This is a genomic window from Roseovarius sp. MMSF_3350, assembly GCF_030733425.1.
Lineage (GTDB): Bacteria > Pseudomonadota > Alphaproteobacteria > Rhodobacterales > Rhodobacteraceae > Roseovarius.
The window spans coordinates 65239-91170 of record NZ_JASHIZ010000015.1; the positions used below are offsets into that span (position 1 = coordinate 65239).

Sequence of the window (25932 nt, forward strand, 5' to 3'; positions counted from 1 at the left end):
AAACAGCGTATACCGCCGCGCTTTTCGTGCGAGGCAAGTGAGAAAATTTCAGATGGATTCAACTGATCAGACGGGCCGCCCTTCTCGCTGTATCGTCGACGTTCTCGCCACCATTCTCCACGTACTCGCAGAATTGGCGACGCATTCTGGGGTCCCAGAAATCCTGCAGGTGGTTCGCGACGCGCTCGGCCTGGTCGTTGCCGGGCTGGGATTTGAAGAACGTGGCGATCTGGTTGGCCATCATGACCAGTTTCTCAGGCGACATCGGAAACCTCGTGGGAAATGCGGTGCGGGTTGGAATAGAGATCGAAACCGCCGCCCCGGGCAAAGGCGGCCAGCGTGATGCCCGCCTTGTCGGCCAGGCGCAGGGCATGGGCCGTGGGGGCGGAGACGGCGATCAGCGTGCCGCAGCCGGCCATGGCGCATTTCTGCACCAGTTCGACCGAAAGGCGGCTGGTCATGACGAAAGCGCCTGAGGCCGGGTCGCGCCTCGCCCGCCAGAGCGCACCGATCAGCTTGTCGAGCGCGTTGTGGCGGCCCACATCCTCGCGCGCCATGACCACCCCCTGGCCCGGCAGGACGAAGCCGGCCGCATGGGTCGCGCGGGTGCGGCGGTGCAGGGGTTGGTTATTGGACAGCGCGTCGGCGGCATGGGCGATGTCGTCACGGCTGAAAGTCGGGCCAACTTGCGCCACGCATGGCACGTCGCGCACGGCCTGATCCAGCGAGTCGATACCACACAGCCCGCAGCCCACCGGACCGGCCATGAAACGACGGCGTGCAGCCAGCGCCTCGCGCCGGTCGGCGCGCAGCCAGAAACGGGCTTCGATGCCCCGGTCGTGTTCCACGATCTCGAAGCTTTCGATCTGGGCGGGGTCGGTCACGATCCCCTCGGTCACGGCGAAGCCATGGGCGAAATCATCGATATCGCCGGGTGTGGCCATCATCACCGCCTGGGTCGAGCCGTCGAAGACCAGTGCCACCGGCAGCTCTTCGGGAAGGGCGCGGCTGACCAAGCGCGCGCCTTCTGCCTGAACGGACAGGCCCGAGCGGCTTTGGCAGGGAGAAAAACCCAAACCCATCATTCCGCCGCCGGAAGGATGCGGCGGGCCTGCGCGGCCTGCGCCGCGTAGTCCTCCTGCCAGTCGGTCGGCCCGTTGGAGGGGCTGACCTGCACCGCCGTCACCTTGAACTCGGGGCAATTGGTGGCCCAGTCCGAGAAATCCGTGGTGATGACATTGGCCTGTGTGTCGGGGTGGTGGAAGGTGGTATAGACCACGCCGGGGCTGACCCTGTCGGTGATCTTGGCGCGCAGCGCCGTCTCGCCCGAGCGGCTGGCCAGCTTGACCCAGTCGCCTTCGTTCACGCCCCGGTTCTCGGCGTCGTGGGGGTGGATCTCCAGCACGTCGGCCTCGTGCCAGGTCGTATTATCTGTGCGCCGTGTCTGGGCGCCCACGTTGTATTGCGACAGGATGCGCCCGGTGGTCAGCAACAGCGGAAAGCGCGGGCCGGTTCTTTCGTCCGTCGCCACGTACTCGGTGATGATGAACTTGCCCTTGCCGCGCATGAAGCTGTCCACGTGCATCAGCGGCGTGCCCTCGGGGTGCTCCTCGTTGCAGGGCCATTGCACGCTGCCTTTGGTTTCCAGCAGGGCATAATCGACTCCGGCGAAAGAGGGCGTGGTGGCCGCGATCTCCTCCATGATGCGCGCGGGATGGGTATAGGCCCATTCCGGGCGCCCGGATTTCTTCAGCATCGCGTTGGCCAGCAGTTGCGTCACCTCCCAGTCGGCATAGCCGTTGAGCGGTTTCATCACCTCGCGCACCCGGTTGATGCGGCGCTCGGCATTGGTGAAGGTGCCTTCCTTTTCCAGGAACGTGGAGCCCGGCAGGAAGACATGCGCGTAGTTGGCCGTCTCATTCAGGAAGAGGTCATGCACGATGACGCATTCCATCGCCGCAAGGCCCGCCGCGACATGCTTGGTGTCGGGGTCCGATTGCAGGATGTCCTCGCCCTGGCAGTAGAGGCCCTTGAAGGTGCCGTCGACCGCGCAGTCCAGCATGTTGGGGATACGCAGGCCCGGCTCGGGGTCGATCTCGGTGCCCCAGAGCGCCTCGAACATCTCACGCACGTCCGCGTTCTTGACGTGGCGATAGCCCGGCAGTTCGTGCGGGAACGAGCCCATGTCGCAGGCGCCCTGCACGTTGTTCTGGCCGCGCAGGGGATTCACGCCCACGCCGCGCCGGCCAAGGTTGCCGGTCAGCATGGCGAGGTTGGCGATGCCCATGACGGTGGTCGAGCCCTGGCTGTGCTCGGTCACGCCCAAGCCGTAATAGATCGAGCCGTTGCCGCCGGTGGCATAGAGATGCGCCGCGGCGCGCAGGTCTGCCGGATCGACGCCGGTCAGCAGCGCGGTCGCCTCGGGGCTGTGGCGCGGGTCCGACACGAAGGCGGCGTATTCCTGGAATTCCTCCCAGTCGCAGCGGTTGCGGATGAAGTCCTCGTCCATCAGCCCTTCGGTCACGATCACATGCGCCAGCGCCGTGACCACGGCAACATTGGTGCCGGGCCGCAAGGGCAGGTGATGCGCGGCCTCGATATGGGCCGACTTCACCAGGTCGATCCGGCGTGGGTCGATCACGATCAGCTTGGCCCCCTGGCGCAGGCGCTTTTTCATGCGGCTGGCAAAGACGGGGTGACCGTCGGTCGGGTTGGCGCCGATGACGATGATCACGTCGGTGTCTTCGACGCTGTCGAAATCCTGGGTACCGGCGGAGGTGCCGAAGGTCTGGCCCAGCCCATAGCCGGTGGGCGAGTGGCAGACGCGGGCGCAGGTATCGGTGTTGTTGTTGCCGAAGACCGAGCGCGCCAGTTTCTGCACCAGGTAGGTTTCCTCGTTGGTGCAGCGGCTCGAGGTGATGACGCCGATGGATTTCTTGCCGTAGGTCTCCTGCAGCCGCAGCATTTTCGACGCGGCAAAGTCCAGCGCCTCGTCCCAGCTGACCTCGCGCCAGGGCTCGTCCACCCGGTCGCGGATCATCGGGTTCAGGATGCGGTCGCTGTGATGGGCGTAGCCATAGGCAAAGCGCCCCTTGACGCAGGAATGCCCCCGGTTCGCCTTGCCGTGCTTGTAGGGCACCATGCGGACCAGTTCGTCGCCCTGCATCTCGGCCTTGAAGGAACAGCCGACGCCGCAATAGGCGCAGGTGGTCACGACCGAGCGGTCTGGCGTGCCCATCTCGATCACCGATTTTTCCTGCAGCGTCGCGGTGGGGCAGGCCTGCACGCAGGCGCCACAGCTGACGCAGTCCGAGGCGAGGAAATCGTCCTCGGCGGTGCCTGCGCTGACACGCGACTCGAATCCGCGCCCCTCTATCGTCAGTGCGAAGGTGCCCTGCGCCTCTTCGCAGGCGCGCACGCAGCGGTTGCAGACGATGCACTTGCTGGGGTCGTAGCTGAAATAGGGGTTCGAGGTGTCCGCCGGGATGTACTCGGGATTGCCCTTGTCGCCCTCTGGCGCGCGGGCCCGGGTGTCGCCTTGGGCCAGCGTGCCGCCCTTGGCGTCGTAGTGGTTGCGCCCGGCCTCGTATCGCTGGTCGCGCAGGCCCACGGCGCCGGCCATGTCCTGCAACTCGCAATCGCCATTGGCCGAGCAGGTCAGGCAATCCAGCGGGTGGTCGGAGATATAAAGCTCCATCACCCCGGTGCGGATCTTGCGCACTTTCTTCGACTGCGTGTGCACGGCCATGCCAGGGGTAACGGGCGTGGTGCAGGAGGCGGGTGTGCCGCGCCGGCCTTCGATCTCCACGACGCAGAGGCGGCAGGAACCGAACGCGTCAAGGCTGTCGGTGGCACAAAGCTTGGGCACCTGGATGCCCGCCTCGGCCGCCGCGCGCATCACGCTGGTGCCTTCGGGCACGGTCACCTCGAAGCCGTCGATGGTCAGGGTCACGGGCTCGCCCGTCTTGGCGGGTGTGCCCATGTCGCGGTCGTCGGGAATGATCAGGTCTTTCATTCTGCGGCCTCCTTCGTGGTCGAGAATTCGTCGGGGAAGTGGGTGAGCGCGGACATGACAGGGTAGGGCGTGAAGCCGCCCAGTGCGCACAGCGATCCGTCGGTCATGGTCTCGCAGAGGTCGGTGAGGATGGTCACGGCGTCGGCGTCGCCGCGCGCGATGCGGTCGATGGTTTCCACCCCGCGCACCGCGCCGATGCGACAGGGGGTACACTTGCCACAGCTTTCCACAGCGCAGAACTCCATCGCGAAGCGCGCCATGCCCAGCATGTCGGCGGTGTCGTCGAACACCACCAGCCCGGCATGGCCAATGAGCCCGCCTTCGGCGCCGAATTCCTCGTATCCCATGGGCGCGTCGAATTTCGACCGCGGCATGTAGGCCCCCAGCGGCCCACCGACCTGCACCGCCTTGAACGGGCGGCCGGTGGCGGTGCCGCCGGCAAGATCGTCGATCACCTCGCCCAAAGTCACGCCGAATCCGGTCTCGAACAGGCCGCCGCGCGCCACGTTGCCCGCGATCTGAAGCGTGATGGTGCCGCGCGATTTGCCGATCCCGAAGGTGGCGTGATGCTCGGCGCCTTTCTCGAAGATCACCGGCACGGTGGCCAGGCTGATGACGTTATTGACCACGGTGGGCCGGCCCAGGAACCCTTCGAGCGCCGGAAGCGGCGGCTTGGCGCGGACGACGCCGCGCTTGCCTTCGAGCGAGTTCAGCAGCGAGGTTTCCTCGCCGCAGACATAGGCGCCTGCGCCCTTGCGGATTTCCATGTCGAATTTGTGGGGCGACCCGAGGATATTCTCGCCGAGGACGCCCTCGGCGCGGGCGATCTCGACCGCGCGGGTCATCACCGCGATGGCATCGGGGTATTCTGAGCGCAGATAGACATACCCCTTGGTGGCACCGACACCCAGTCCGGCGATGGCCATGCCCTCGATCAGGGTGAAGGGGTCGCCCTCCATAATCATGCGATCGGCGAAGGTGCCGCTGTCGCCCTCGTCGGCATTGCAGACGATGTATTTCTGCGGCGCCTCGGCGTCATGCACGGTCTGCCACTTGATCCCGGTCGGAAAGCCCGCGCCACCACGGCCACGCAGGCCGGAGGTCTTGACCTCGTCCACGATCTGCTGGCCGGTCATCGAAAGGGCGCGTTTCAACCCAGCAAGGCCACCATGCGCCTCGTAGTCGTCCAGCGACAGCGGGTCGATCACACCGACGCGGGAAAAGGTCAGCCGGGTCTGGCGCTTCATCCAGTCGAGATCGTCCACCGGGCCGAGCGCCTTGGTGCTGCTGCCATCGAGAATGGCTGCCGCATCCGCAGGCGTCGCGGGACCGAAACCGTGGCGGGTGCCGTCGATCTCGACCTCGACAAGCGGTTCGAGCCAGATCATGCCACGGGTTCCGGTGCGGATGATCTGCGCCTCGGGCGCGGCCTGTTTCAGGGCCGCCACAACCTCTTCAGCGCCAAGCGCCTTGGCGGCGCTGTCCATGGGAACATAGATCTTCATGCGCCCGCCTCCGCCAGCAGCGCATCCATGCGGTTGCGGTCCACCTTGCCTACACAACGGTCGTCCAGCATCGCGGCCGGGCCGCAGGCGCAGAGGCCAAGGCAATAGACCGGCTCGACCGTGACCGCGCCGTTGATCGTGGTGCCGTGCCAGTCCAGTCCCAGCTTTGCCAGTGTCTCTTCGGCCAGCGCGTTGCCGCCCATCGCCTGGCAGGCCTCGGCGCGGCAGATCTTCAGAACATGCCGCCCGGCAGGGGCTTTGCGGAAGTCGTGGTAGAAGCTGATGACACCATGCAATTCCGCCTTGGTGATGTTCAGCCGATCCGCGATCATCTGCATGGCCGGCTGCGGGATGTGCCCGAAATTTTCCTGCAGCGCGTGCAGTATCGGCAGCAACGGACCTTCGAGACCGGCATTCGCGTCTATGAGCGCGCCGATTTCGTCTTCGGTGGGCGGCGGGGCGGCTGATGGCATGGGCTAACCTCCTGTATGCTGTTGCGAGAAGCAGACAGAAGGTGCGGGCCGACAACAATATCGCAGATCGGTCGACCGATAGGGATCGGCTATCAATCCGCTTTCGACAGTTTCCTTGCGGTCCGCAAAAGGGCTTCCAGAACCGGGGTATGGGGCTCTCGGTACGGGGCCACGAGTCCGACCGCGTGAGACGGCTCGCGGCCCGTCAGCGGCACAACGGTCAGGGCCTTTCCGGCCACGAGGAAGCGTGCCAATTCCTCGGGAAGCACTGTCAGGTAGCCGCCGGATTCGACATTCGCCACCAAGACGATCGTCGAATTCGATTCGATACAGGTTTCGGGCGATACGTTGGCCGCGGAGAAATTCCTGTTGATGATCCGCCGGTTCTGCATGTCCGGGGTCAGCAGGCACAACCTCTCGCCCGACAACTCTTCCCAGGCCACGTCATCCCGGCTCGCAAAGGGGGAGTCGTTCGTGCACACGAGCATGTATCGCTCTTCGTACAGCGGTTCGGTGCTGACCCGGCCCATCGGTTCATTGTCGAGATAGGAGATTCCTGCGTCCACCTCCAGGTTGTCGAGCATCGACATGATCTCGATCGACGTGCGCGACAGTATGGTGAAATGCACTTTCGGATGCTTGGCATTGAAGCGCTGGCACAGCCGCACCGCAACCGTCAGGGCCGTCGGGATAACGGCGATGCGCAGCTGCCCCGACAGGCCATGCCGCTTGACGCGCATCTCCTCGCGCAGTTGCCGCGTGTCACCGACGATCTTCCTGGCCCAGTCCAGCGCGGTCTGGCCCTCTGGCGTCAGCCCGCCAAAGCGCGAGCCGCGAAAGATCAGCTGCACGCCAAGCTGTTCTTCCAGCGTCTTGATCCCGTTCGACAGGGTCGGCTGGGTGATGCCCAGACCGGAGGCCGCGCGACCGAAATGGCCCTCCTTTGCCACGGCGATGAACATTTCGAGCTTGTCAATCATATGGGTGAACCCAATCGAAACCGGCTGTCCTGATAGATTTCGTGAATGATTTGGCATTTTCCGGACGCGGCGTTCTCGAAACCGGGGCCCGACGCAGTGGCTTCGTCATTCCGGTTCTTCCGCTTTTTGGGCCCACAGGCGGGTGAGAACGGCCTTCCGGACCGCCTCGGCCAGCGTGCCCAGGATCAGACCGATCAGCGGGTTGGCCAGAAGCGTCGCAAGGGCGGTGATCGCGATGACGGGCCTGCAAGAGGGTCTGGCATCGAAAAGCCGGCGATTGGCGGCCAATTCCATCGCGGCAATCAGCAACAAGGCCCCCAGGGTTGCGGACGGGATCGCCAGCAACGCCATGTGCCCCAGGTCTTGCGGCAGCAGCGCCACCGCCAGAAGCGCGGCCCCCAGCATCACCGGCGCGCCCCCGCTGCGGGCGCCGAAACGGTGATGAGCAGCCACGCCGCCGGCCCCGTGGCACATCGGCAAGGCTCCGAACGGGGCCAGGGCCAGGTTTGCGGCGCCCGAGGTCAGGCACAGGCGCCTGGTCGTCACCCGCGCGGCGCGCGCGCCGTAACTGTCCTGCGCCACGAGTGCGGTCAGGAAAACGGCGTTGGTCAGGGTCAGGGCAAGTTGCGGCAGGGCGAGGTCGGCAATGGCGATCCGCATATCTTCAAGGCCTGGAACCGGCGCCAGCCAGCCCAGAGCCGCAGCACCCGACAGATCGGGCAGGGCCTCGTGGCCGACGAAATGGCCTGCCGCCACGCCGAAACCCAGCGTCATGAGTGCCGCGTGTGTCCCCAGCCGCAACGCCGCAGCCGCAAGCCCCAGTGACAGCAGCCCGATCAGCGGCTGCCCGGCCATCAGCCCGAGCGATATCCAGGCCAGCCCCAGGCCCAGCCCCAGCTGAAGCCCGGTCAGCACCGATTGCGGCACCAGCCGCGCGATCCGGTCTATGACGCCCGTTCCCCCCAGCAAGAGCAGCGCCGCGCCGATCAGAACCCCGCTCAGCGCGATGGAGGCGGGCGAGATCTCGGCCACCAGCGCCACGGCAACGATGGCCTTCATCGGCTGGACCGGGACCGGCAGGCGGTAGATCAGGCCGGTGACGATGTAGAACAGGCCGAAGCCCAGCAGCACCTGTGTCGCCGACAGCCCCACAAGGGCGATGGCCCCGAGGGTGAGCGGCAGCAGCGTCCCCAGGTCCCCCAGGGCCCCGTTCACTTCGCGCAGGTCAAAGCGGAACCGTTCTGACGCGCGCGGGCTCATCGCAACTGCTCCCGGTCCCGACGGCGTCGCGCAATCCGCGTGGGGTTGTTGAAATCGGGGCCGTGCTTCATATCGTCAGCACGAAATTCACAATGACAGGAGACACCCGCCATGAAACTCAGCGCACGCAACAAGATGCCCGGAACCGTGACCGCCATCGAAAAGGGCGCGGTCAACGCCACGGTGCTGATCGACCTTGGCGGCGGCACCACCGTGACGGCGATGATCACCAATGCGTCGGTCGAGGAGTTGGGGCTGGAGGTCGGCAAGACGGCCTACGCAATCGTCAAGGCGTCGGACGTGATCGTCGGGTCCGACTGAGGGTGAAGGGACGGCAGGCAGACCTTTCGGCCTGACCCGGTGGTCTCAATGGTCACGGGAATGCCGTAAACCGTGCTCAGGTTGTGCGCGGTCAGCACCTCGCTGGCCGGGCCGTCGGCGATAATCCGGCCCTGGTGCATCAGCAGGACGCGGGCATTGAGCGCAAAGGCCTGGTCCGGGTCATGGGTCGACAGGATGATCCCGTGCCGCTCGGACGACGCGCCCTGCGCCAGCCTGGCGATCCGCGCCAGAACCTGCGCCTGGTTTCCGAAATCGAGGCTCGCGGTGGGTTCGTCCATCACGATCAGCGGCGTGTCCTGTGCCAGCGCCCGCGCGATCAGGACAAGCTGCCGCTGCCCCCCGGACAGGCGCGAATAGTCTCGCGCCGCAAGGTCGCCGATCCCAAGCTGGTCCATCGCGTCCAGCGCAGCATCACGATCCGCCTTGCCGGGTTGGGCAAACGGGCCCAGCCGCGCGGTGCGCCCCATCAGGACCACCTCCAGGGCCTCGAACGGGAAGCGCGGGGCATGAGCCTGCGGGACATAGGCGATGCGCCGGGCAATCTCGGCCCGGCGTTGCGCGGTGATCGGCGTGCCGCCAAGGCGGACCTCACCGGCCAGCGGCGGCAGCAGGCCCAGCAGGGTGCGAAAGAGCGTGGTCTTGCCACATCCATTGGGGCCAAGCAGGCACAGGATGTCTCCGGCCTGAACCGACAGGCGCAGATCCGCGCCCACCTGAATGCGCCCGTAGCCGATGGCTAGCTCTCGCACCTCCAGCATCACGACCACGCCCGCCGGCCCCGGGCCAGCAACCACACGAAGAAGGGCGCGCCGATCACGGCTGTCAGGATACCCAGCGGCACCTCGGCCTGCGCTATCGTCCGCGCGGCCGTGTCGACAATCAGAAGATAGCCTGCGCCGATCAGAACCGAGGCGGGCAAGAGCAGCCCAAAACCGGGCCCGACGAGCATCCGCGCGATATGCGGGATCACCAGCCCGACCCAGCCCACCACGCCCGCCAGCGCCGTGACGCTCGCGGTGATCAGCGTGGCGGAGGTGATTACCAGGAACCGCGTGCGCCCGGCCTCGACCCCCAGCGCGCGCGCTTCCTCATCCCCCAGGCTGAGGACATTGATCCGCCACCGCAGCAGAACCAGCGGTACGAGGCCGGTCAGCACCATGGGCAGCGCGGGCCGGATGTCTTCAGAGGTGATCGCGGCCAGCGAGCCCAGAAGCCAGAAAGTGATTGCCGGCAACTGGTCATAAGGGTCGGCCATCACTTTCAGCAGCGACGTCGCCGCCCCGGCCAGCGCGCCGATCACCACGCCGATCAGCACCAGCGTCAGCGTGCGGTCAGTGTTGCGCACGAGGGAGGCAACCAGCATCACGAGGCCCACCGCCGCCATGCCGCCGACAAAGGCCGACACCTGGATCGCCGCGACCGGCAGCGACAGGAAGATACCGGCAACCGCGCCCAGGCCCGCACCCGCCGAGACGCCCAGGATATCCGGCGACACCAGCGGGTTGCGAAACAGCGCCTGGTAGCTGGCCCCCGCCGCCGCCAGTGCCGCGCCCACCAGCAGCGCCGCCGCGACGCGGGGCAGGCGGATGTTCCACACGACGACCTCTGCCTGACGGTCGCCTTGGCCCAGCAACGCCGCCAGCGTCTGGCCCGGGGACAGGCCATAGGGTCCTATCATGATCGCGCCGAAGGCCAGCGCGGCCACGCACAGGGCAAGGCCGCCGGTCAGGGTCAGGCCGGGTTTTGAGCCTCTCAGTTCGGCGGTCGTCCCTCGGCCCATTCGAGCAGCCTTTCAAGTTCTTCGTCGCTCAGGTCGACATGATAATAGAGTTCGTAGAAGGCGCGGGTCTCCGCGCGCAGATCGCGCTCCCACCTGTCAGGATAAAGCAATCCGGCCATCCATATCAGGCCCATCATCCGGTTCAGTGATGGCGGCCGGTCGATCCAGCCGAAGGGGGCGGTGGGCGCCAGAAAGACGCGCCCATCATCGACCGCGTCGATCCCCTGCCACAGCGGGTCGTCGAAGACGGTACTATGGAAATGTGGGTCCCACGTCACGATGGTGTCCGGATTGGCCACGATCACCTGTTCCATCGACGCCTGGACCAGCCCGCGAGTGGCGCCGCCGTCGTCGGCCACGTTGCGCCCGCCCGCGCGCTCGATGATCTCGGTATTGATCGACCCTTTCATGCCCGTCTCCAGCCCCTCGGGACCACGGGCCAGATAGACGCGGGGACGCTCCACTTCCGGGACGTCCTCGAGAATGGCGTCGATCCGGGCAAACGTCGCCTCCACATCCTGCGCCAAGGCATCGCCGCGCTCCGGCACGCCGAGTGCCTCGCCCAGAAGCCGCAGCGCCTCGGGCGTATTCTCGAACCGTCCGTCGATCAGGATATAGGGGATGCCGGTCTGGTCCTGCACCCGGTCGGCGAGGTCGATATAGGTGTCCCGGACCGAGCCGAAATCGAGGATCAGGTCGGGCGCGATCTGCAGCACCCGCTCCAGGTTCGCCTCGCCGCCGCGCCCGGTCAGACGGCCTGTTTCGGGCAGGTCGCGATAGGGCGCGGCGATATAAGCGCGCTCCTCGGGGCGCAGGGCGCGGGGCCAGCCTGTCATCGTCTCGGGCTTCATGACGTAAAGCAGGATGGCGGCCGGTGGACCGGCGGCGAAGACGGTGGTCACGTCCTCGGGGATCTCCACGACGCGCCCGGCGCTGTCGGTGACCGTGCGGGCCTGAACCGGCAGCGCCACCAAAATCATCAACATAAGCAGATATCTCACGTCACTCTCCTTTCGGCACCGCGGCGGCGGCGGCGCCGTATTTCCGCCGGTCCCGACGTGGGCAGTCCTCGCGCTGCATTTGAGGTGTGCGGATGATTCCGATGAACTGGAGCGAGGCATGGGCCGGCGGCGACGTCGCGACTTTTGTCTCGCCGGGCAGGGCAGGGTCATGCCACTCAGGGCGGCGTCGTAAATTTTGCAGTCTCAGGCAAGGCGCAGGGAACATGTCAGCTTTCCTAGGTAAATAGCCTCTCTTTTCAGGAGTTGCCATAGTGGAGCTTCGTCCATCATGTCGCATAGTGCGCAATGGAGCGGAGGATTTGCAAGTTGGTAAATTTTGCATTCTTCGACCGCACGACAACGCCAGACAGGATGTGTTCGGCTGCATCGAGATGGTCTGTAACCCGAAACGCAAGTCTACTAAGCTCCAAAACTTAAATTTAGTTAACACCAGGTACAGTGCGCATTCACGAGAATCTCTTTGCCGCCGGCGGCAAACTCACCGAAACGGTTGATTTTTGGCTTTTGGGTCTCGCCATCACCGGAAAAATGCGACTCCCTGGTAGAAAAAAAGTGGTAAGCAAGGCATTACGGTAAGTTAGAAAAGAAGGCAGCGCGACGCGATGCATTCTCCTCAAGCTTCATATCTTAAAGCGACCGAACAGCCTTTCGTCGTTTCCTGCTTTCTCGTACCCGGCTTTTCGATGCTTGCCCTGAGCTCCCTGATCGAACCCCTCAGAAGCGTGAACCGGCTGTGCGGCGAAGACCGCTATCGGTGGGTTGTAACGAGTACGCAAAAGGGCCCCGTCAGCGCCAGCAACGGGCTGGAGATCAAGGCTACACATGATCTCGACGCCTTGCCCAAGGCGGATCTGACGATCATCGTGGCCAGTCTGGGACTGGAGCACTTCGCGGAAGCCAAGTTGTTGAGCCACATCCGCTGGCTTCGCCGTCAGAACCGCATGTTCGGCGCGATCAGCAACGGAACCGTCCTGCTGGCACAAGCGGGTGTTCTGGATGCGCGGAAGGTCACCGTTCACTGGGAAACGCTGGAGCCCCTCGTTGCGGCTTACCCGGACCTGCAGGTCAGCTCCGAAATGTACCAAATTGACGGCAATGTCTTTACCGCCGCCGGGGGGGCGGCATCCATGGACATGATACTGGACCTGATCGCAAGCCGCGAGGGGCGGTCTGTCGCCGCCGATGTGGCCGAGCAATTCCTTCACGGGGCGATCCGGCCGTCGACCGATGAACAGCGGCCTGACCTGAGATGGCGCTACAGGCTCTTCGACAAGCGGCTCGAAAAAGCTATCATGACGATGGAAAAGAACTGCATAAAGCCTATCAGGATCTCGGAGCTGGCCGCCGATATCGGCGTATCCGAACGACAGCTTGAACGACTATTCCTGCAAGCGGTGTGCAAGTCGCCATCGGCATTCTATCTCGAGCTTCGTCTCGAGCGCGCTTACGCTCTGATGCTGAACACGTCCGATTCGCTGGAAAAGATTGCCGAAAACACCGGTTTTTCCAGCCAGGCCCATTTCAGCCGCGCATTTAAATCCTGGCGTGGAATTTCGCCAGTGGCCGTTCGCAAGAAATCCCGCGGGGATATGTCGGTTTGATGTAAAAGCATGTCGGCATTCTGTAGCGGACGACAAATCGCGCTCCTGTATTTTCTGAAGACTGAAGCAAGCATCAGCAGGTTCGAATGCCTTGCTTGTTCGGGGGGAGCACATACTTGGAAACCATCCAGTTCATTTTCGAGAACCTGGGTTTCATCGGCGAACTTGCGATTGAGCATATCTCGATCGTCATCGTGGCCGTCGGCCTTGCCATTCTGACTGGTGTCCCGATCGGGATCGCGATCACCCAGAACCAGCGGGTCGCCGACATGGTTCTCTACGTCGCGTCGATCATCGTCACCGTCCCGTCGATCGCGCTTTTTGGCTTGATGATCCCGGTGCTGTCACTGATCGGGCAGGGGATTGGCTGGCTGCCCGCGGTGATCGCAATCCTGCTTTACTCGCAGCTGCCGATCATCCGCAACACCTATACCGCTATCACCAACGTCGATCCCGCGCTCAGGGAATCCGCACGCGGCATGGGCATGACGCCCTTTCAACGCCTGCGACAAGTCGAGATACCGCTGGCCGTGCCGGTGATAATGGCCGGTGTCCGCACGGCTGTCGTGATGAATATCGGCGTAGCCGCGATTGCCGCCTATATCGGCGCCGGCGGGCTGGGCGTGCTGATCTCTCGCGGGATCAGTCAGACAGACCCGCGCCAGCTAATCGCGGGCGCGCTGGCCGTCTCGCTGCTGGCGATCGTGGCCGATTATGCCCTTCTGACTTTGCAAAAACGCCTGACACCCGCTGGGCTGAGGCGCTGAGGACCCGGAATGACTAAAACCATCCGTCTTGAAAAACTGACCAAGATCTTCGACACGCCCAGCGGCCAGGTTGTGGCCGCCCGCGATGTCGACATGGAAGTGCCCGCCGGGGAAATCTGCGTGCTGCTGGGCCCGTCCGGCTGCGGCAAGACCACGGCGCTGAAGATGATCAACCGCCTGATCGCGCCTACCTCCGGCAAGATCTACATCGGGGATGAGGACACCTCGACGCTGAACGATGTCGAACTGCGCCGCTCAATCGGTTACGTCATCCAGCAAATTGGCCTCTTTCCCAACATGACGATCGAGGAAAACATCTGCGTGGTCCCGAAACTGCTGGGCTGGGATCGCAACAGGGCGAAGAAGCGCGCGGCGGAATTGCTGGACCTTGTAGGACTCGACGCGAACCTCTTTTTGAAACGCTATCCCAAGGAGTTGTCGGGCGGTCAGCAACAGCGCGTCGGCGTGATCCGCGCCCTGGCGGCCGATCCGCCGGTTATGCTGATGGACGAGCCGTTCGGTGCCATCGACCCGATTAACCGTGAGGTGATCCAGGACGAATTCCTTAAGATGCAGGCCGAGATCAAGAAGACGATCATGTTCGTCAGCCACGACATCGACGAGGCGGTCAAGATGGCCGACAAGATTGCCATTTTCAAGGACGGCGTGATCGAACAATACGACAGTCCCGACAACGTGCTGGCGCATCCCTCGAACGCTTTCGTCGCGGATTTCGTGGGCGCGGACAGGACGCTGAAGCGGCTGCGCCTGGTCACGGTCGAGCAGGTGACCGACACCGATGTGCCGTCCGTGTCGCGCCATGCCAAGGCGAAGGACGCGCTGACCATGCTGGAAAGCAGCGGCTCAGAGCTGGCGGTCGTCATCGACGGCGACCATCGCCCGGTCGGCTACGTCAACGCTCAGATGCTGGAAGGCGCCCGCGGCTCGGTGCAGGAACTGGCGCGGTCGCTGCCCGCAACCGTGCCGCATCACGCCGATTTGCGCGCCGTCGTGTCGGAAATGTTCGCCAACGACGTAATGTGGCTGACCTGCGTCGATGACAGCGGTCGCTATACCGGCGTGGTGACCCAGCCTGCCGTCACCGGCGCGCTGGGCGAGACCTATCGCAAGTCATCGAACAAGGCGGCCTGAGATGAGCGCAAAGGCAAGACCTCACGCCACGAAACGCTCCGCGCGGATTTTCCCGTGGCTTTTGCTTGGCGCGGGCGTCCTGATCGGGTGGTCGGGGATCATCGACCAGATCCTGGCCTACTGGGATGACATCACCTATCTGACGCGGCAGCACGTCGTGCTGGTGGCGGCCTCGGGTGGGGCGGCGATCGCGATCGGCGTGCCGATCGGCATATGGCTGTCGCGTCCATCGATGGCCCGTGTGGCCGAGACGATCATGCAGATATTCAACATCGGCACGACCATTCCGACGCTGGCGGTGATCGCCCTGTCGATGACCCTGCTGGGCATCGGCTTTGCCCCGGCCTTTTTCGGCCTTTTCGTGGCGTCTCTTCTGCCCATCGTACGCAACACCTATGCCGGTCTCCTGGCAGTGCCCGCGCATTTGAAAGAGGCCGCGCACGGCATGGGCATGACGCCCGCGCAGATCCTGTTCCGGGTCGAATTGCCCAATGCGCTTTACGTCATCTTCTCGGGCATCCGCACGGCGCTGGCGATCAATGTCGGCACCACGCCGCTGGCTTTCCTGATCGGTGGCGGCGGGCTGGGAGAACTGATTTTCACCGGTATCGACCTCATGGACACCGGCATGCTGTTGGCCGGGGCGATCCCGACCGCCGCGCTGGCCGTGCTGGTAGACTTCCTGGTCGGGCAGGCACAGCTTTGGCTGATCCCGAAAGGCGTTAACCCATTGCGCTGATAGCGCAAAATAAGACAACCAAGAAAGGAAAAGGCAATGTTTGCAAAATTTGCCAAAACAGTCTTCGCGGGCGCGATTATGCTCGCCGGCGTCGCCCATGCAGAAGAGATCGTGGTCGGCGGCAAGAACTTCACCGAACAGCAGCTTCTATCGTCGATGACGGCCCAGCTTCTCGCGGCCAACGGTTTTGAGGTGGACAACCGCGCCGGCATGGGCTCGGCCGCTGTCCGCCAGGCCATGGAAAACGGGCAGATCGACGTCTACTGGGAATACACCGGCACTTCGCTGATCACCTACAACAAGGTCGAGGAAAAGCTGAACGCCGACGAAACCTATACCCGGGTCAAGGAACTGGATGCCGAGAAGGGCATCGTCTGGCTCGAACCGTCGGCGGCCAACAACACCTACGCGCTGGCCATGCGCAAAGACGAGTCCGAAGAACTGGGCATTACCACGCTCTCCGATCTGGCCGCCCGCGTACAGAACGAGAATGACCTGACGCTCGCGTCGAACGCCGAATGGTATGCGCGGCCCGATGGCTTCAAGCCGCTGCAAGAAACCTACGAGTTCGACATGAGCCGCGACCAGGTGAAGCGGATGGACACCGGCCTTGTCTACGAGGCACTGAAGAATGGCGACGTGAACGTCGGGTTGGTCTTCGCCACCGACGGCCGCATCCCCGCCTTCGATTTCGTGACGCTGGAAGACGACAAGGGCTTCTTCCCGGCCTATGCCCTGGCCCCTGTCGTGCGCGATGAGGTGCTGGAAGCGAATCCCAAGATCGGCGAGTTGCTGAATGCACTTTCGGCCAAGCTGGACGATGAGACTATGGCCACGCTGAATGCCCGCGTCGATGTCGACAAGGAAACGATCGAGGCGGTCGCCGAGTCGTTCCTCAGCGAACACGGCATGATGTAAATCCAGCCCGGCCGGGGCGATACCGTCCCGGCCCTGACATCACAGACAGGTCGAAATGGCAAATCTGCTCAAGGTCGGTGCCGCGCAATTCGCAAGCGAAATCGGCGATGTCGACGCGAATATCGACCGCCACCTCCAATGGATCACACGGGGTCACGAGGCCGGTCTGGATCTTCTGGTTCTGCCCGAACTGTCGCTGACCGGCCATCACGGCGGCGAATGCGCCCTGAGCTGCGGGATGAAGCGCGGCGATGCGCGCCTGACCCGGATCGCCGAGGCCGCGGGTGAGATGGCGGTGGTCGTCAGCTTCATAGAGGAAGGCCCGGCGGCGCAGTTCTACAACACCTCGGCCATCTTGCAGAACGGGCGGCTGGTGCACCTGCACCGCAAGGTCAACCTGCCCACCTATGGCAAGCTGGAAGAGGGCAAGCATGTCGCCGCGGGCCGTTTCGTGGAAACACACGCGATGGACGAGGACTGGCGCGCGGGGCTTCTGATCTGCGCCGACGCCTGGAACCCGGCGCTGACTCATCTCGCGTTTCTGCATGGCGCCACGCTTCTGATTGTACCGGTCAGTTCCGGGGTCGAGGCGGTGGGCGCCGATTTCGACAACCCCGCCGGCTGGGCCCTGACCGTGCGCTTTTACGCGATGATGTACGGCGCGCCGGTCATCATGGTGAACCGCACCGGCACCGAGAAGGACCTGACCTTCTGGGGCGGCTCGCGGATCATCGACCCTTTCGGTCGCGAACTGGCCGTCGCCGGCCAAGGCGATGAGCTGATCACGGCCGAGCTTGAGTACGACCAGGTGCGCAAGGCGCGCTACCTGCTGCCGACCGTGCGGGACAGCAACATCAGCCTTGTCCACCGCGAAACCGCGCGGCTTCTCGAGAACCTGGGCGTGCCCGAACTGGTCCGGCAGGACAACACATAGGAACGACGCCATGCGCGACTTCTTCATGACAGACGAGGACCGGACATTCCGCGCCGAGATCCGCGATTTTCTTTCGCGTGAACTGGCCCCCCGCGCCGAGGCGATCGAACGCGACGAAGACTGGGAAGCGGTTAAGCAGGTGGTCCGCGCGCTGGGCGACGCGGGCTACATGAAGCTGATGTTCGCCGACCTCTATTCCGGCGCGCTGCCGAAACCTGGCCTGACCCATGCGACGATGCTGTCCGAAGAGGCCGCCTATCTGAACTATGCGTTCGAAACGACGGTGGCCACGGCGCTGTCCTGCGCGTTTCCGCTGCACAAATTCGCTCGCCCCGAGATACGCGAGCGTTACCTGACGCCGATCCTGGAAGGTAAGGCCATCGGGTCGATCTGCATGACCGAACCCAACGTCGGCTCCGACAGCGCGGGCATGGAAACTAAGATCCGCTTTGATGCCAAAAGTCGGGAATGGGTGATCGATGGCCTCAAGCGTTACATTTCCAACGCCACCAAGTCTGATGTTTACATCGTCTGGGGCATCAGCGACCCGGACGTGATCCCTCAGAAGGGGATGACCGCAATTGCGGTGCCCGCAAGCACACCCGGCATTAGCTTTCCACGCACCTATGATTTCATGGGCCGCCGCGGCTGCGTCGTGGGCGAGGTGACGTTCGACAATGTCCGCGTGCCCGAAGAGAACCTGCTGGGCGAGGAAAACAAGGGCTTCCGCATCATGCTGGGCGCCTTCAACTTTGAACGCACGATCCTTGGCGGGTCGGGGCTGGGCGTGGCCCGGTCGGCCTTTGACATCGCGCGCGATCATGCGCAGAGCCGCACAGCCTTCGGCGAAAAGCTGGGGCAGAAACAGCTGATCTGGGACATGGTCGCGGAAATGAGCTGGCGCATCGACGCGGCCGAGCTGCTGACCTACCGCGCCGCCAAGATGTATGACAGCGGGCTGGACGGCAAGGACCTGATGCGCGAGGCCGCCCAGTGTAAGCTGGTGGCCACGGAAACCGCGGTCTTCTGCTCTGACCGGACGGTCCAGATCCTCGGCGGTGACGGTGTGACGCGTCAGTTCGGCCGCGCCGAGCAAATCTATCGTGATGCGCGCGCGCTGCCCATCGTCGGCGGATCCTCTGAAATGGCCAAGTACCTGATCGCCGCGCGCGAAATGCCGTCGATCAAGCCCAATCTCTGACAGGACGACCCCTCAAATGCATATCGCACGCATCCTCGAAGCATCGGTCGAACGCTACCCGCACCACACCGCGCTGGTTTTCGGCGACCGCCGCTGGACCTATGCCGAATGGTTCGGCCGTGTCCGTCGCTTTGCCCAGGCCATCTCGGACATGGGCGTGCGCCCGGGCGACCGGGTGGCGTTTTATGTCTCGACCTCCGAAAACTCGGTCACGACCTATTTCGCCTGCCAGGTCCTGGGGGCCGTGGCCGTGCCGCTGAACTACCGCCTAAGCCCCGGTGAGGCTGCCTATATCATCCAGGACAGCGGCGCCCGGGTGCTGGTCTATGGTCGCCACCTGACCGAGAACGCGCTCAAGATCCAGGATCAGGTCCGCTCGGTGCATGACTTCATCAGCTGCGCCTACGATATCGAAAACGTTCCCGTGTCCCACAGCCATTTCGACACCCTCGCGGAAAAAACCGAGGACCGCGACATCCTGCGCCCGATCCCGGCAGGCACTGATGTCTCGGCGCTGGTTTACACCTCGGGCACCACCGGGCGGCCCAAGGGCGTGGTGCACACCCATGCCAACGATATCGCCATCGCCATGAACTGCGTGATGGAATATGGCCTCGATCACGGCGACAACGCCCTGCACATCGCGCCGCTCTACCATGTCGGCGGGATGCAGGCGTTCTTCATGCCGCACCTGATGGTTGGCGGCACCAACGTGGTCATGGGGCGCTACAACGCGCTGGAAACCCTGCAAACTATCAACGCGGAAAAGATCACGACGCTCTTCGCCGTTCCCACCCAGATCCAGGAAATGCTACTGCACCCGGAATTCGAGAGTATCGACACGTCCACCCTGCAGATGATTACCACGGGCGGCGCCGCCATCGCCTCGGCGGTGATGGAACGTGTCATAAACGAGTTCTGCCCCAACATCTACAACGGCTACGGCATGACCGAAGCCTCGCTGGCGCTTGTCCTGCATCCCGAGGACGCGCTGCGCAAGCTGGGTTCCTGCGGCAAGCCCACGCTGATTTCCGAATGCCGGCTGATAGATCGTGGCGCGGACGCCTCGCCGCGCGACCTGGTGCCCGTGGGCGAGGTCGGTCAGTTGATCGTGCGCGGACCACAAGCGATGGCCGGATACTGGAACAACCCGGTCGAGACCGCAAAGAAGCTCAGGGCGGGCTGGGTCTATTCGGGCGATCTGTTCTCAATGGACGACGAGGGCTTCTATTTCTTCCACGGCCGGGCCGACGACATGATCGTCTCGGGCGGCGAGAACATTTATCCGCGAGAGGTCGAAGAACTGCTCTATAAGCATCCCGGCGTGCAGGAAGCTGCCGTTCTGGGGCTGCCGGACGAAAAGTGGGGGCAGATCGTGGCCGCCTACGTCGTTGCAACCGACGCCTCCGTAACCGCCGAGATCCTCGATGCGTTCTGCAAGTCGAGCGACGATCTTGCCCCCTACAAGCGGCCGAAAACCTACACGTTCCTCGACGAACTGCCCACGAACCCCAGCGGCAAGGTGCTCAAGCGCGAGCTTCTGGCCGCCTATGAGCGCACGCGCGCCGCGTAACCTCATTAACCCTGACAAGACGACCTAGGACCGCAAAAAGATGACCGACAAACTGCTATACGAACAAGACGGCCATGTCGTCACGCTGACTTTCAATATGCCGGAAACGCGGAACGCGCTGACCGATCAAGACCTTGCCAGTGCAATTGTCGCGGCGATGGGCCGAATCAATGCCGACATGTCGGTGCGCTGCGCCATCGTCACAGGCGCGGGCAAGGCGTTTTCGTCGGGTGGCAACCTCAAGCACATGAAGGACAAGGTCTCGATCTTCGGCGGCGACGCGGTCGACGCCAAGGACGGCTATCGCAATGGCATCCAGCAGGTTGCCCGCGCGATGTGGGAATGCGAGGTGCCGCTGATTGCCGCCGTGAACGGGCCGTCCTATGGCGCGGGCTGCGACACGACCTGCCTGTGCGATATCCGCATCGCCTCGACCGCAGCGACCTTTGCCGAGAATTTCGTGCGGGTCGGCCTGATTTCGGGTGACGGCGGGGCGTGGCTGCTGCCGCGCCAGATCGGCCTGTCGCGCGCCGCCGAGATGACGTTTACCGGAGAGCCGGTCGATGCTGCGACCGCGCTGGATTGGGGACTGGTTTCGAAGGTGGTCGAACCCGAAGAGCTGCTGCCCGAGGCCCGCAAACTTGCGGCGCGTATCGCCTATAACCCGCCGCGCCAGCTGCGCATGGCCAAGCGTCTGCTGCGCGAGGGGCTGAACACAAGGCTCGACAGCGTTCTGGAACTCGCCGCCGCCTACCAGGGCGCCTGCCACCAGACAGAGGATCACGCCGAGGCCGTGGATGCGCTGCTGGAGAAGCGCGACGCGAATTTCACCGGGCGATGAGATCATTTTCGACAGGCGCGGCCCACGCGGTCGCGTCTGACCCTGCACGATAGTGCGGCGCCGCGCCGGGAGCGCGGCCCCGAGACACGTGAAACGCCATCGCCTGAAGGCTGAGACAGCACCATGACTGACACCATCGAGATCGACCCTGCCAGCCCCGCCGCGAATTCGAGAGGCGGCAAGGATTTCTCCGCTTTCCTGCACGAGTTGCGCTACGACGACCTGCCTGACGAGGTGCGCATCTTTGCACGCCGGTGGCTGCTGGATCTCATAGGTGTGGCGGCGGGCGGCGTGGGGTTTGACCTGTCTCGCATCATCCGAAACCACGCCGCGGATCATTTTGGGCCGGGACGGCACAGCGCGCGCATGCTCTTCGATGGCCGGCGTGTCAGCCCCATGGGAGCCGCGCTTGCCGGCGGCATGACGATCGACGCGCTGGACGGGCATGATGGCCACAAGCTGACCAAGGGCCATGTCGGCTGCGGCATCCTGCCGGCCTTGCTGGCGCTCAGCGATACGGGCAAGCCAGTCACCGGCGAGGAATTCCTGACCGCGCTGGTGCTGGGCTACGAGATCGGCAGTCGCGCGGGTATCGCTCTGCACAGGACCGCCAGCGACTACCACACCTCGGGCGCCTGGGTCGCGGTCGCCTGTGCCGCGCTCGGGGCCCGGTCGCTGGGTCTGAGTTCCGCCAAGACTCGCGAGGCGATCGGCATTGCCGAATACCATGGCCCGCGCAGCCAGATGATGCGCTGCATCGACCATCCTACAATGCTCAAGGACGGCTCTGGATGGGGCGCGATGACCGGCGTATCGGCGGCCTACCTCGCCGCCGACGGATTCACTGGCGCCCCGGCCCTGACCGTTGAGAACGGCGGCGTGGCCGATCTGTGGTCCGACTTGGGCGAGAGATGGTGCATCTTCGAACAGTATTTCAAACCGTTCCCTGTCTGTCGCTGGGCACAGCCGCCGGTGCGCGCGATTTTGGACCTGCGGGAGCAACACGGCGTCACCGCCGCCGAGGTGGACCGGATCGAAGTCACCACTTTCCACCAGTCGAAACGCCTGGCAACGCGCCGTCCGAACAGCACCGAAGAGGCGCAGTACTCGACTTCGTTCCCGGCGGCGGTGGCGATGGTTCGAGGCGCCATCGGGCCCGCGGACATAACAGGCGCCTCGCTGAACGACCCTGAGATCCTGCGCCTAGCCGCCAGCATGGTGATCGATGAAAGCGACACCTACAACGCGGCCTTTCCGGCCCGCCGCTTTGCCCATGTCTCGCTTATCTTGCGCGACGGGCGCCGGCTGACCTCGTCCACGACAGAGGCCAGCGGCGACCCCGAGAACCCGGCCCCCGAGTCAGAGATCCGTACCAAGTACCACGCCTATGCCACCCCTGTCCTTGGGGCTACGCGGGCGCGGGCCATCGAGACGGCGGTGGAAGAACTCGGCGCGACGCCGCTCGACACGCTGACCGATCTGATCCTTGTCGCCCCGGACAAGAACGGCGATGTCTGATTACGTCACATACATACGGCGCGGGTCTGTCGCGATTCTGACGCTGGACCGTCCCGATGCGCGCAATGCCATCGACGCCCGGATGACAGGCGCCCTGCGCGCGGCGCTGGCGCGGTTCGCCGACGATGACGGGGCGCGTGTGGGCATTCTTGCCAGCTCTGGCCCGTCTTTCTGCGCGGGCATGGACCTCAAAGCCTTTCTGGGCGGCGAGGCCGAAGCGATCCTGAATGGTGAAGGCCGGTTTGCCGGGTTCGTCGATGCCGACCGGGCCAAGCCGATGATCGCCGCCGTCGAAGGCCCTGCCCTGGCCGGCGGGTTCGAATTGGCGCTGGCCTGCGATTTCATAGTCGCATCTGATACGGCCTCGTTCGGATTGCCCGAGGTGGGCGTGGGGATCTTCGCCTGCGCTGGCGGCACGTTCCGCCTGGCCCGCCGCATCCCGCCCGCCAAGGCGCTGGAACTTTGCCTGACGGCCGCGCGACTCTCTGGGGCGGAGGCACATGCGCTGGGTCTGCTGAACGCGCTGGTTCCCGCGGGCGAGGCGCTGGTCGCCGCCGAAGACCTGGCCCTCAGGATCGCCGCCAACGCGCCGCTCGCCGTGGCCGCATCGCTCAGGATCGCGCGCCGCGCCCAAGAGATGGACGAGCAGGCGCTCTGGGCGCTGACCGGCCGGCTGTGGCGGGATGTGGTTCGTTCGCAGGATGCCGTTGAGGGGCCGCGATCCTTCGCCGAAAAACGCAAACCGGTCTGGAAGGGTATCTGAGACCGTGACACCACCTGACAGGAGCACTTGACATGTCCGAACGCCCCCGCCGCCGGCGATCCCACTCTCCCCGCGACCGAGAGGCCGGCAATCACCTGATCCCGCAACTGCCCTGGCGGCAGCCCCGCAACTCACACGCGCCGATGAAGATCCTGTCGGACGACCAGGTAGAGGCGATCCACCACGCCTCGCTGCGCATCCTTGAGGAACTGGGTATCGAGTTGATGAGCGTAGAGGCGCGCGCGCTGTTCCGCGAGGCGGGCGCCGAAGTCGACGAGGCCACCGGCATCGTGCGTCTTGCCCCCGAGCTGGTCGAACAGCTGATCTCAACCGCGCCGAGCGAGTTCACCCTCACCTCGCGCAATGCCGGGAAACGCCTGATCTTCGGCGGCGACTACATGGCCTTCGGTCTCGTGGCCGGCCCACCCGCCGTGCATGACCGCATCAATGGACGCCGCTCCGGCAACCTGCCGGATTTCGAGAACTTCACCCGCCTGGCACACCATTTCAATGCGATCCACATCATTGGCAACCAGGTCTGCGCGCCAATGGAACTTCCGGCCAATAACCGGCATCTAGACACTTATAACGCGAACCTCACGCTGTCGGACTTGTGCTTTCACTGCACCGCGATCGGCAAGGGGCGCGCGCTGGACGGCATTAAAATGATGGCGATCTCCAAGGGTCAGACGCTTGAGGAAATTGTCAATGACCCCGGTGTCACCACGATCATTTCGATCAATTCGCCGCGCCGCTTTGACGGGGACATGGCTGACGGTCTGATCGCCATGTCGTCGCATGGGCAGGCGGTGGCGGTGACCCCCTTCACGCTGATGGGCGCGATGACGCCCGTGACGCTGGCGGCGGGTCTGACGCAACAGAATGCCGAGGCACTGTTCGGAATTGCCCTGACCCAGCTTGCCCGCAAAGGCGCGCCGGTCTTCTATGGGGCTTACACCTCGAACGTGGACATGCGTTCGGGCGCGCCTGCTTTCGGGACGCCCGAAAACACCAAGGCGAACATCGCCAGCGGCCAGCTGGCGCGCCGCTACAACCTGCCGTATCGCGCCTCGCCCACCAATGCCTCGAACGCGGCCGATGCGCAAGCGGCCTACGAAACCGAGATGGCCCTGTGGGGATGCACGCTTGGACACACCAACCTTTTCTATCACGCAGCCGGATGGCTCGAAGGCGGGCTCTGCGCGTCCTTCGAAAAGCTGGTTATGGATGTCGAAATGCTCCAGCACATGGTGTCATTTCTGGCCCCAATCGAGGTTACCGAGGCCGAACTGGCTTTCGACGCGATGAAAGAGGTGCCGACAGGTGGCCATTTCTTCGGGTCGCAGCACACAATGGAACGATACGAGTCCGCGTTTTATCAGCCGCTCCTGTCTAATTGGACCAATCACGAGAACTGGAAACTGGCGGGCGCCAAGGACGCCACGATGCGCGCGACCGATATCTGGCAACAGGCCCTTACAGAGTACGCTCAACCCGAGATGGACCAGGCTATTCGCGATGAACTGGACGCCTATATCTCCAAGCGAAAGGAAGAGATCGGCTCCGGTGAGCCTTGATCCATACCCGTGCCAGACTTCTGTTTGCGACGAACCCATTGAATGTGACAGCTGGAGGGTTTTTCCGCAGATGTTAACCATTCGCGGCAGAAAACAATACCCTAGAAGAGTTTCAAGCTTCGCGCGTTCTTCTTCCAACTGGCCAATCTTTTGCTTGCTTCATCTGTAGACGCATTGGCAGCATGATCGACGATCAGCGCGAGGGTCGCGTTGAGCCCGAGCGTGGATTCGAGAAACATACCGGTATTGGACGGGCTGTAGAGACAGGCATCCGCAATCTCGGCGCTCCAGTGGCAAAACTCGTCGGAGACCACGATGAGCGAGCGCCCCTGCCGCTTGGCGATCCGCGCCAGCGCCTGTCCCTCGGTTGCGTAGGGCACCACATCCAGCAAGACGAGGCATTCGTGCTTCGTGTCGCTGGTGTCGCTGTCGAGCCATTCGCCCAGCATGCTGTCATGGGGCGATAGATATTGCACTTTGGGTCGGGCAATTGAAAGACGCCGGGCAAAATCCTCGGCCAGACCGCGCACTGATTGAAAGCCGGTCACATAGATCCGAGAGGCGGAACCGACGATCCGTCGTGCCCTGTCCCAGTGTTCGTTGTCGGTTTGCTGAAAGACCGTTCGCACCGCAGACAGTTCCGCTTCCATGATCTGCGACATTCTGCTGTCGATGTCTGCGCTTGGACTGATCGAAGGGCCGCCGATCGTAAATTGCTCACGCAGAAGCTGCTTGAGGTGCTTGGTGCCGCCGTATCCCAGCCTCCGCATCAGCCGGCCAACTGTTATTTCGCTAACACCGGCCCTTTGGGCCAGGGATTTGCCCGTTTCGGGACCAATGGCTTGCACATTTAGCAGGATGAATTGCGCTACTTTTGCTTCCTGCTTGGGCAATTTGGGAAGTTCTTTCTCCAGTTTTCCTACGAAATCTCCCAGAGGCCCCTGGGGAAACGACGCAAACCCGCTGCTCAT

At 63.9% G+C, this 25932-nt stretch carries 24 protein-coding genes; 13 read left to right on the forward strand and 11 right to left on the reverse strand.

The features are described 5' to 3' along the window. Positions 1–58 precede the first annotated feature (58 nt). The 7 genes from RBB31_RS14645 to RBB31_RS14675 all read right to left on the reverse strand — a co-directional run bounded on the left by RBB31_RS14645 (position 59) and on the right by RBB31_RS14675 (position 8233). Positions 59–265, reverse strand: coding sequence for a formate dehydrogenase subunit delta (locus RBB31_RS14645; RefSeq protein ID WP_306130044.1), 207 nt, complete (start codon positions 263–265; stop codon positions 59–61). Continuing rightward, positions 255–1085: a formate dehydrogenase accessory sulfurtransferase FdhD gene (fdhD, locus tag RBB31_RS14650; RefSeq protein WP_306130045.1), complete on the reverse strand. Its 831-nt coding sequence runs from the start codon at positions 1083–1085 to the stop codon at positions 255–257. Before fdhD ends, RBB31_RS14645 begins: the two co-directional genes overlap by 11 nt. Continuing rightward, positions 1082–4015: a formate dehydrogenase subunit alpha gene (gene fdhF / locus RBB31_RS14655; protein ID WP_306130046.1), complete on the reverse strand. Its 2934-nt coding sequence runs from the start codon at positions 4013–4015 to the stop codon at positions 1082–1084. The genes fdhD and fdhF overlap by 4 nt, the downstream gene beginning before the upstream one ends. Beyond that, positions 4012–5520, reverse strand: coding sequence for an NADH-quinone oxidoreductase subunit NuoF (locus tag RBB31_RS14660; RefSeq protein WP_306130047.1), 1509 nt, complete (start codon positions 5518–5520; stop codon positions 4012–4014). The genes fdhF and RBB31_RS14660 overlap by 4 nt, the downstream gene beginning before the upstream one ends. After that, the gene (locus RBB31_RS14665) at positions 5517–5993 is read right to left on the reverse strand and encodes a formate dehydrogenase subunit gamma (RefSeq protein ID WP_306130048.1); all 477 of its coding nucleotides are present in this window, start codon (positions 5991–5993) and stop codon (positions 5517–5519) included. The genes RBB31_RS14660 and RBB31_RS14665 overlap by 4 nt, the downstream gene beginning before the upstream one ends. Before the next feature lie 92 nt (positions 5994–6085). Next, a complete protein-coding gene (locus tag RBB31_RS14670; protein WP_306130049.1) occupies positions 6086–6973 on the reverse strand; it encodes a LysR family transcriptional regulator in 888 nt (295 codons plus the stop codon). A gap of 105 nt (positions 6974–7078) precedes the next feature. Beyond that, positions 7079–8233, reverse strand: coding sequence for a putative sulfate/molybdate transporter (locus RBB31_RS14675; protein WP_306130050.1), 1155 nt, complete (start codon positions 8231–8233; stop codon positions 7079–7081). A 111-nt stretch (positions 8234–8344) separates the two neighbouring features. Between RBB31_RS14675 and RBB31_RS14680 the strand changes: the two genes are divergently transcribed. Then, on the forward strand, positions 8345–8554 hold the full coding sequence (locus RBB31_RS14680; RefSeq protein ID WP_306130051.1) for a molybdopterin-binding protein: 210 nt from the start codon (positions 8345–8347) through the stop codon (positions 8552–8554). Here RBB31_RS14680 and RBB31_RS14685 read toward each other — a convergent pair. Genes RBB31_RS14685 through RBB31_RS14695 form a run of 3 tightly spaced genes read right to left on the reverse strand, consistent with a single transcriptional unit; the run spans position 8509 to position 11356 of the window. Then, positions 8509–9333 carry an ABC transporter ATP-binding protein gene (locus tag RBB31_RS14685; RefSeq protein ID WP_306130052.1) on the reverse strand — a complete coding sequence of 275 codons (825 nt, stop codon included), beginning with the start codon at positions 9331–9333 and terminating at the stop codon, positions 8509–8511. The genes RBB31_RS14680 and RBB31_RS14685 overlap by 46 nt on opposite strands. After that, positions 9333–10355, reverse strand: a complete 1023-nt coding sequence (locus RBB31_RS14690; RefSeq protein WP_306130053.1) for an iron ABC transporter permease — start codon at positions 10353–10355, stop codon at positions 9333–9335. The genes RBB31_RS14685 and RBB31_RS14690 overlap by 1 nt, the downstream gene beginning before the upstream one ends. Beyond that, positions 10328–11356 carry an iron ABC transporter substrate-binding protein gene (locus tag RBB31_RS14695; RefSeq protein WP_306130054.1) on the reverse strand — a complete coding sequence of 343 codons (1029 nt, stop codon included), beginning with the start codon at positions 11354–11356 and terminating at the stop codon, positions 10328–10330. Before RBB31_RS14695 ends, RBB31_RS14690 begins: the two co-directional genes overlap by 28 nt. 623 nt (positions 11357–11979) lie before the next feature. Between RBB31_RS14695 and RBB31_RS14700 the strand changes: the two genes are divergently transcribed. The 12 genes from RBB31_RS14700 to RBB31_RS14755 all read left to right on the forward strand — a co-directional run bounded on the left by RBB31_RS14700 (position 11980) and on the right by RBB31_RS14755 (position 24961). Next, positions 11980–12978 (forward strand): GlxA family transcriptional regulator, encoded by a 999-nt coding sequence (locus tag RBB31_RS14700; protein ID WP_306130055.1) that lies wholly within the window; start codon positions 11980–11982, stop codon positions 12976–12978. 116 nt (positions 12979–13094) lie between these two features. Continuing rightward, the gene (locus tag RBB31_RS14705; protein ID WP_306130056.1) at positions 13095–13745 is read left to right on the forward strand and encodes an ABC transporter permease; all 651 of its coding nucleotides are present in this window, start codon (positions 13095–13097) and stop codon (positions 13743–13745) included. Positions 13746–13754: 9 nt separating this feature from the next. Further along, entirely contained in the window at positions 13755–14897 is a 1143-nt protein-coding gene (locus tag RBB31_RS14710; RefSeq protein WP_306130057.1) for an ABC transporter ATP-binding protein, read from the forward strand. Position 14898: 1 nt separating this feature from the next. After that, positions 14899–15636, forward strand: a complete 738-nt coding sequence (locus RBB31_RS14715; RefSeq protein ID WP_306130058.1) for an ABC transporter permease — start codon at positions 14899–14901, stop codon at positions 15634–15636. 36 nt (positions 15637–15672) lie between these two features. After that, a complete protein-coding gene (locus tag RBB31_RS14720) occupies positions 15673–16554 on the forward strand; it encodes a glycine betaine ABC transporter substrate-binding protein (protein WP_306130059.1) in 882 nt (293 codons plus the stop codon). A 55-nt stretch (positions 16555–16609) separates the two neighbouring features. Beyond that, positions 16610–17488, forward strand: coding sequence for a nitrilase-related carbon-nitrogen hydrolase (locus RBB31_RS14725; protein WP_306130060.1), 879 nt, complete (start codon positions 16610–16612; stop codon positions 17486–17488). Positions 17489–17498: 10 nt separating this feature from the next. Beyond that, positions 17499–18689, forward strand: a complete 1191-nt coding sequence (locus RBB31_RS14730) for an acyl-CoA dehydrogenase family protein (RefSeq protein ID WP_306130061.1) — start codon at positions 17499–17501, stop codon at positions 18687–18689. Positions 18690–18705: 16 nt separating this feature from the next. Beyond that, the gene (locus RBB31_RS14735; protein ID WP_306130062.1) at positions 18706–20262 is read left to right on the forward strand and encodes a class I adenylate-forming enzyme family protein; all 1557 of its coding nucleotides are present in this window, start codon (positions 18706–18708) and stop codon (positions 20260–20262) included. A gap of 40 nt (positions 20263–20302) precedes the next feature. After that, positions 20303–21103 carry a crotonase/enoyl-CoA hydratase family protein gene (locus RBB31_RS14740; RefSeq protein WP_306130063.1) on the forward strand — a complete coding sequence of 267 codons (801 nt, stop codon included), beginning with the start codon at positions 20303–20305 and terminating at the stop codon, positions 21101–21103. Positions 21104–21226: 123 nt separating this feature from the next. Further along, positions 21227–22621, forward strand: coding sequence for an MmgE/PrpD family protein (locus RBB31_RS14745; RefSeq protein ID WP_306130064.1), 1395 nt, complete (start codon positions 21227–21229; stop codon positions 22619–22621). Then, positions 22614–23384, forward strand: coding sequence for a crotonase/enoyl-CoA hydratase family protein (locus RBB31_RS14750; RefSeq protein WP_306130065.1), 771 nt, complete (start codon positions 22614–22616; stop codon positions 23382–23384). Before RBB31_RS14745 ends, RBB31_RS14750 begins: the two co-directional genes overlap by 8 nt. Before the next feature lie 32 nt (positions 23385–23416). Further along, entirely contained in the window at positions 23417–24961 is a 1545-nt protein-coding gene (locus tag RBB31_RS14755; protein WP_306130066.1) for a trimethylamine methyltransferase family protein, read from the forward strand. A gap of 101 nt (positions 24962–25062) precedes the next feature. On the opposite strand, the gene RBB31_RS14760 is transcribed toward RBB31_RS14755, so the two are convergent. Continuing rightward, positions 25063–25932 (reverse strand): MurR/RpiR family transcriptional regulator, encoded by an 870-nt coding sequence (locus tag RBB31_RS14760; protein WP_306130067.1) that lies wholly within the window; start codon positions 25930–25932, stop codon positions 25063–25065.

Coding starts and splice junctions, on each gene's coding strand:
- RBB31_RS14645 (WP_306130044.1), bottom strand. CDS start 265: ATGTCGCCTGAGAAACTGGTCATGATGGCCAACCAGATCGCCACGTTC.
- fdhD (WP_306130045.1), bottom strand. CDS start 1,085: ATGATGGGTTTGGGTTTTTCTCCCTGCCAAAGCCGCTCGGGCCTGTCC.
- fdhF (WP_306130046.1), bottom strand. CDS start 4,015: ATGAAAGACCTGATCATTCCCGACGACCGCGACATGGGCACACCCGCC.
- RBB31_RS14660 (WP_306130047.1), bottom strand. CDS start 5,520: ATGAAGATCTATGTTCCCATGGACAGCGCCGCCAAGGCGCTTGGCGCT.
- RBB31_RS14665 (WP_306130048.1), bottom strand. CDS start 5,993: ATGCCATCAGCCGCCCCGCCGCCCACCGAAGACGAAATCGGCGCGCTC.
- RBB31_RS14670 (WP_306130049.1), bottom strand. CDS start 6,973: ATGATTGACAAGCTCGAAATGTTCATCGCCGTGGCAAAGGAGGGCCAT.
- RBB31_RS14675 (WP_306130050.1), bottom strand. CDS start 8,233: ATGAGCCCGCGCGCGTCAGAACGGTTCCGCTTTGACCTGCGCGAAGTG.
- RBB31_RS14680 (WP_306130051.1), top strand. CDS start 8,345: ATGAAACTCAGCGCACGCAACAAGATGCCCGGAACCGTGACCGCCATC.
- RBB31_RS14685 (WP_306130052.1), bottom strand. CDS start 9,333: ATGCTGGAGGTGCGAGAGCTAGCCATCGGCTACGGGCGCATTCAGGTG.
- RBB31_RS14690 (WP_306130053.1), bottom strand. CDS start 10,355: ATGGGCCGAGGGACGACCGCCGAACTGAGAGGCTCAAAACCCGGCCTG.
- RBB31_RS14700 (WP_306130055.1), top strand. CDS start 11,980: ATGCATTCTCCTCAAGCTTCATATCTTAAAGCGACCGAACAGCCTTTC.
- RBB31_RS14710 (WP_306130057.1), top strand. CDS start 13,755: ATGACTAAAACCATCCGTCTTGAAAAACTGACCAAGATCTTCGACACG.
- RBB31_RS14715 (WP_306130058.1), top strand. CDS start 14,899: ATGAGCGCAAAGGCAAGACCTCACGCCACGAAACGCTCCGCGCGGATT.
- RBB31_RS14720 (WP_306130059.1), top strand. CDS start 15,673: ATGTTTGCAAAATTTGCCAAAACAGTCTTCGCGGGCGCGATTATGCTC.
- RBB31_RS14725 (WP_306130060.1), top strand. CDS start 16,610: ATGGCAAATCTGCTCAAGGTCGGTGCCGCGCAATTCGCAAGCGAAATC.
- RBB31_RS14730 (WP_306130061.1), top strand. CDS start 17,499: ATGCGCGACTTCTTCATGACAGACGAGGACCGGACATTCCGCGCCGAG.
- RBB31_RS14735 (WP_306130062.1), top strand. CDS start 18,706: ATGCATATCGCACGCATCCTCGAAGCATCGGTCGAACGCTACCCGCAC.
- RBB31_RS14740 (WP_306130063.1), top strand. CDS start 20,303: ATGACCGACAAACTGCTATACGAACAAGACGGCCATGTCGTCACGCTG.
- RBB31_RS14745 (WP_306130064.1), top strand. CDS start 21,227: ATGACTGACACCATCGAGATCGACCCTGCCAGCCCCGCCGCGAATTCG.
- RBB31_RS14750 (WP_306130065.1), top strand. CDS start 22,614: ATGTCTGATTACGTCACATACATACGGCGCGGGTCTGTCGCGATTCTG.
- RBB31_RS14755 (WP_306130066.1), top strand. CDS start 23,417: ATGTCCGAACGCCCCCGCCGCCGGCGATCCCACTCTCCCCGCGACCGA.
- RBB31_RS14760 (WP_306130067.1), bottom strand. CDS start 25,932: ATGAGCAGCGGGTTTGCGTCGTTTCCCCAGGGGCCTCTGGGAGATTTC.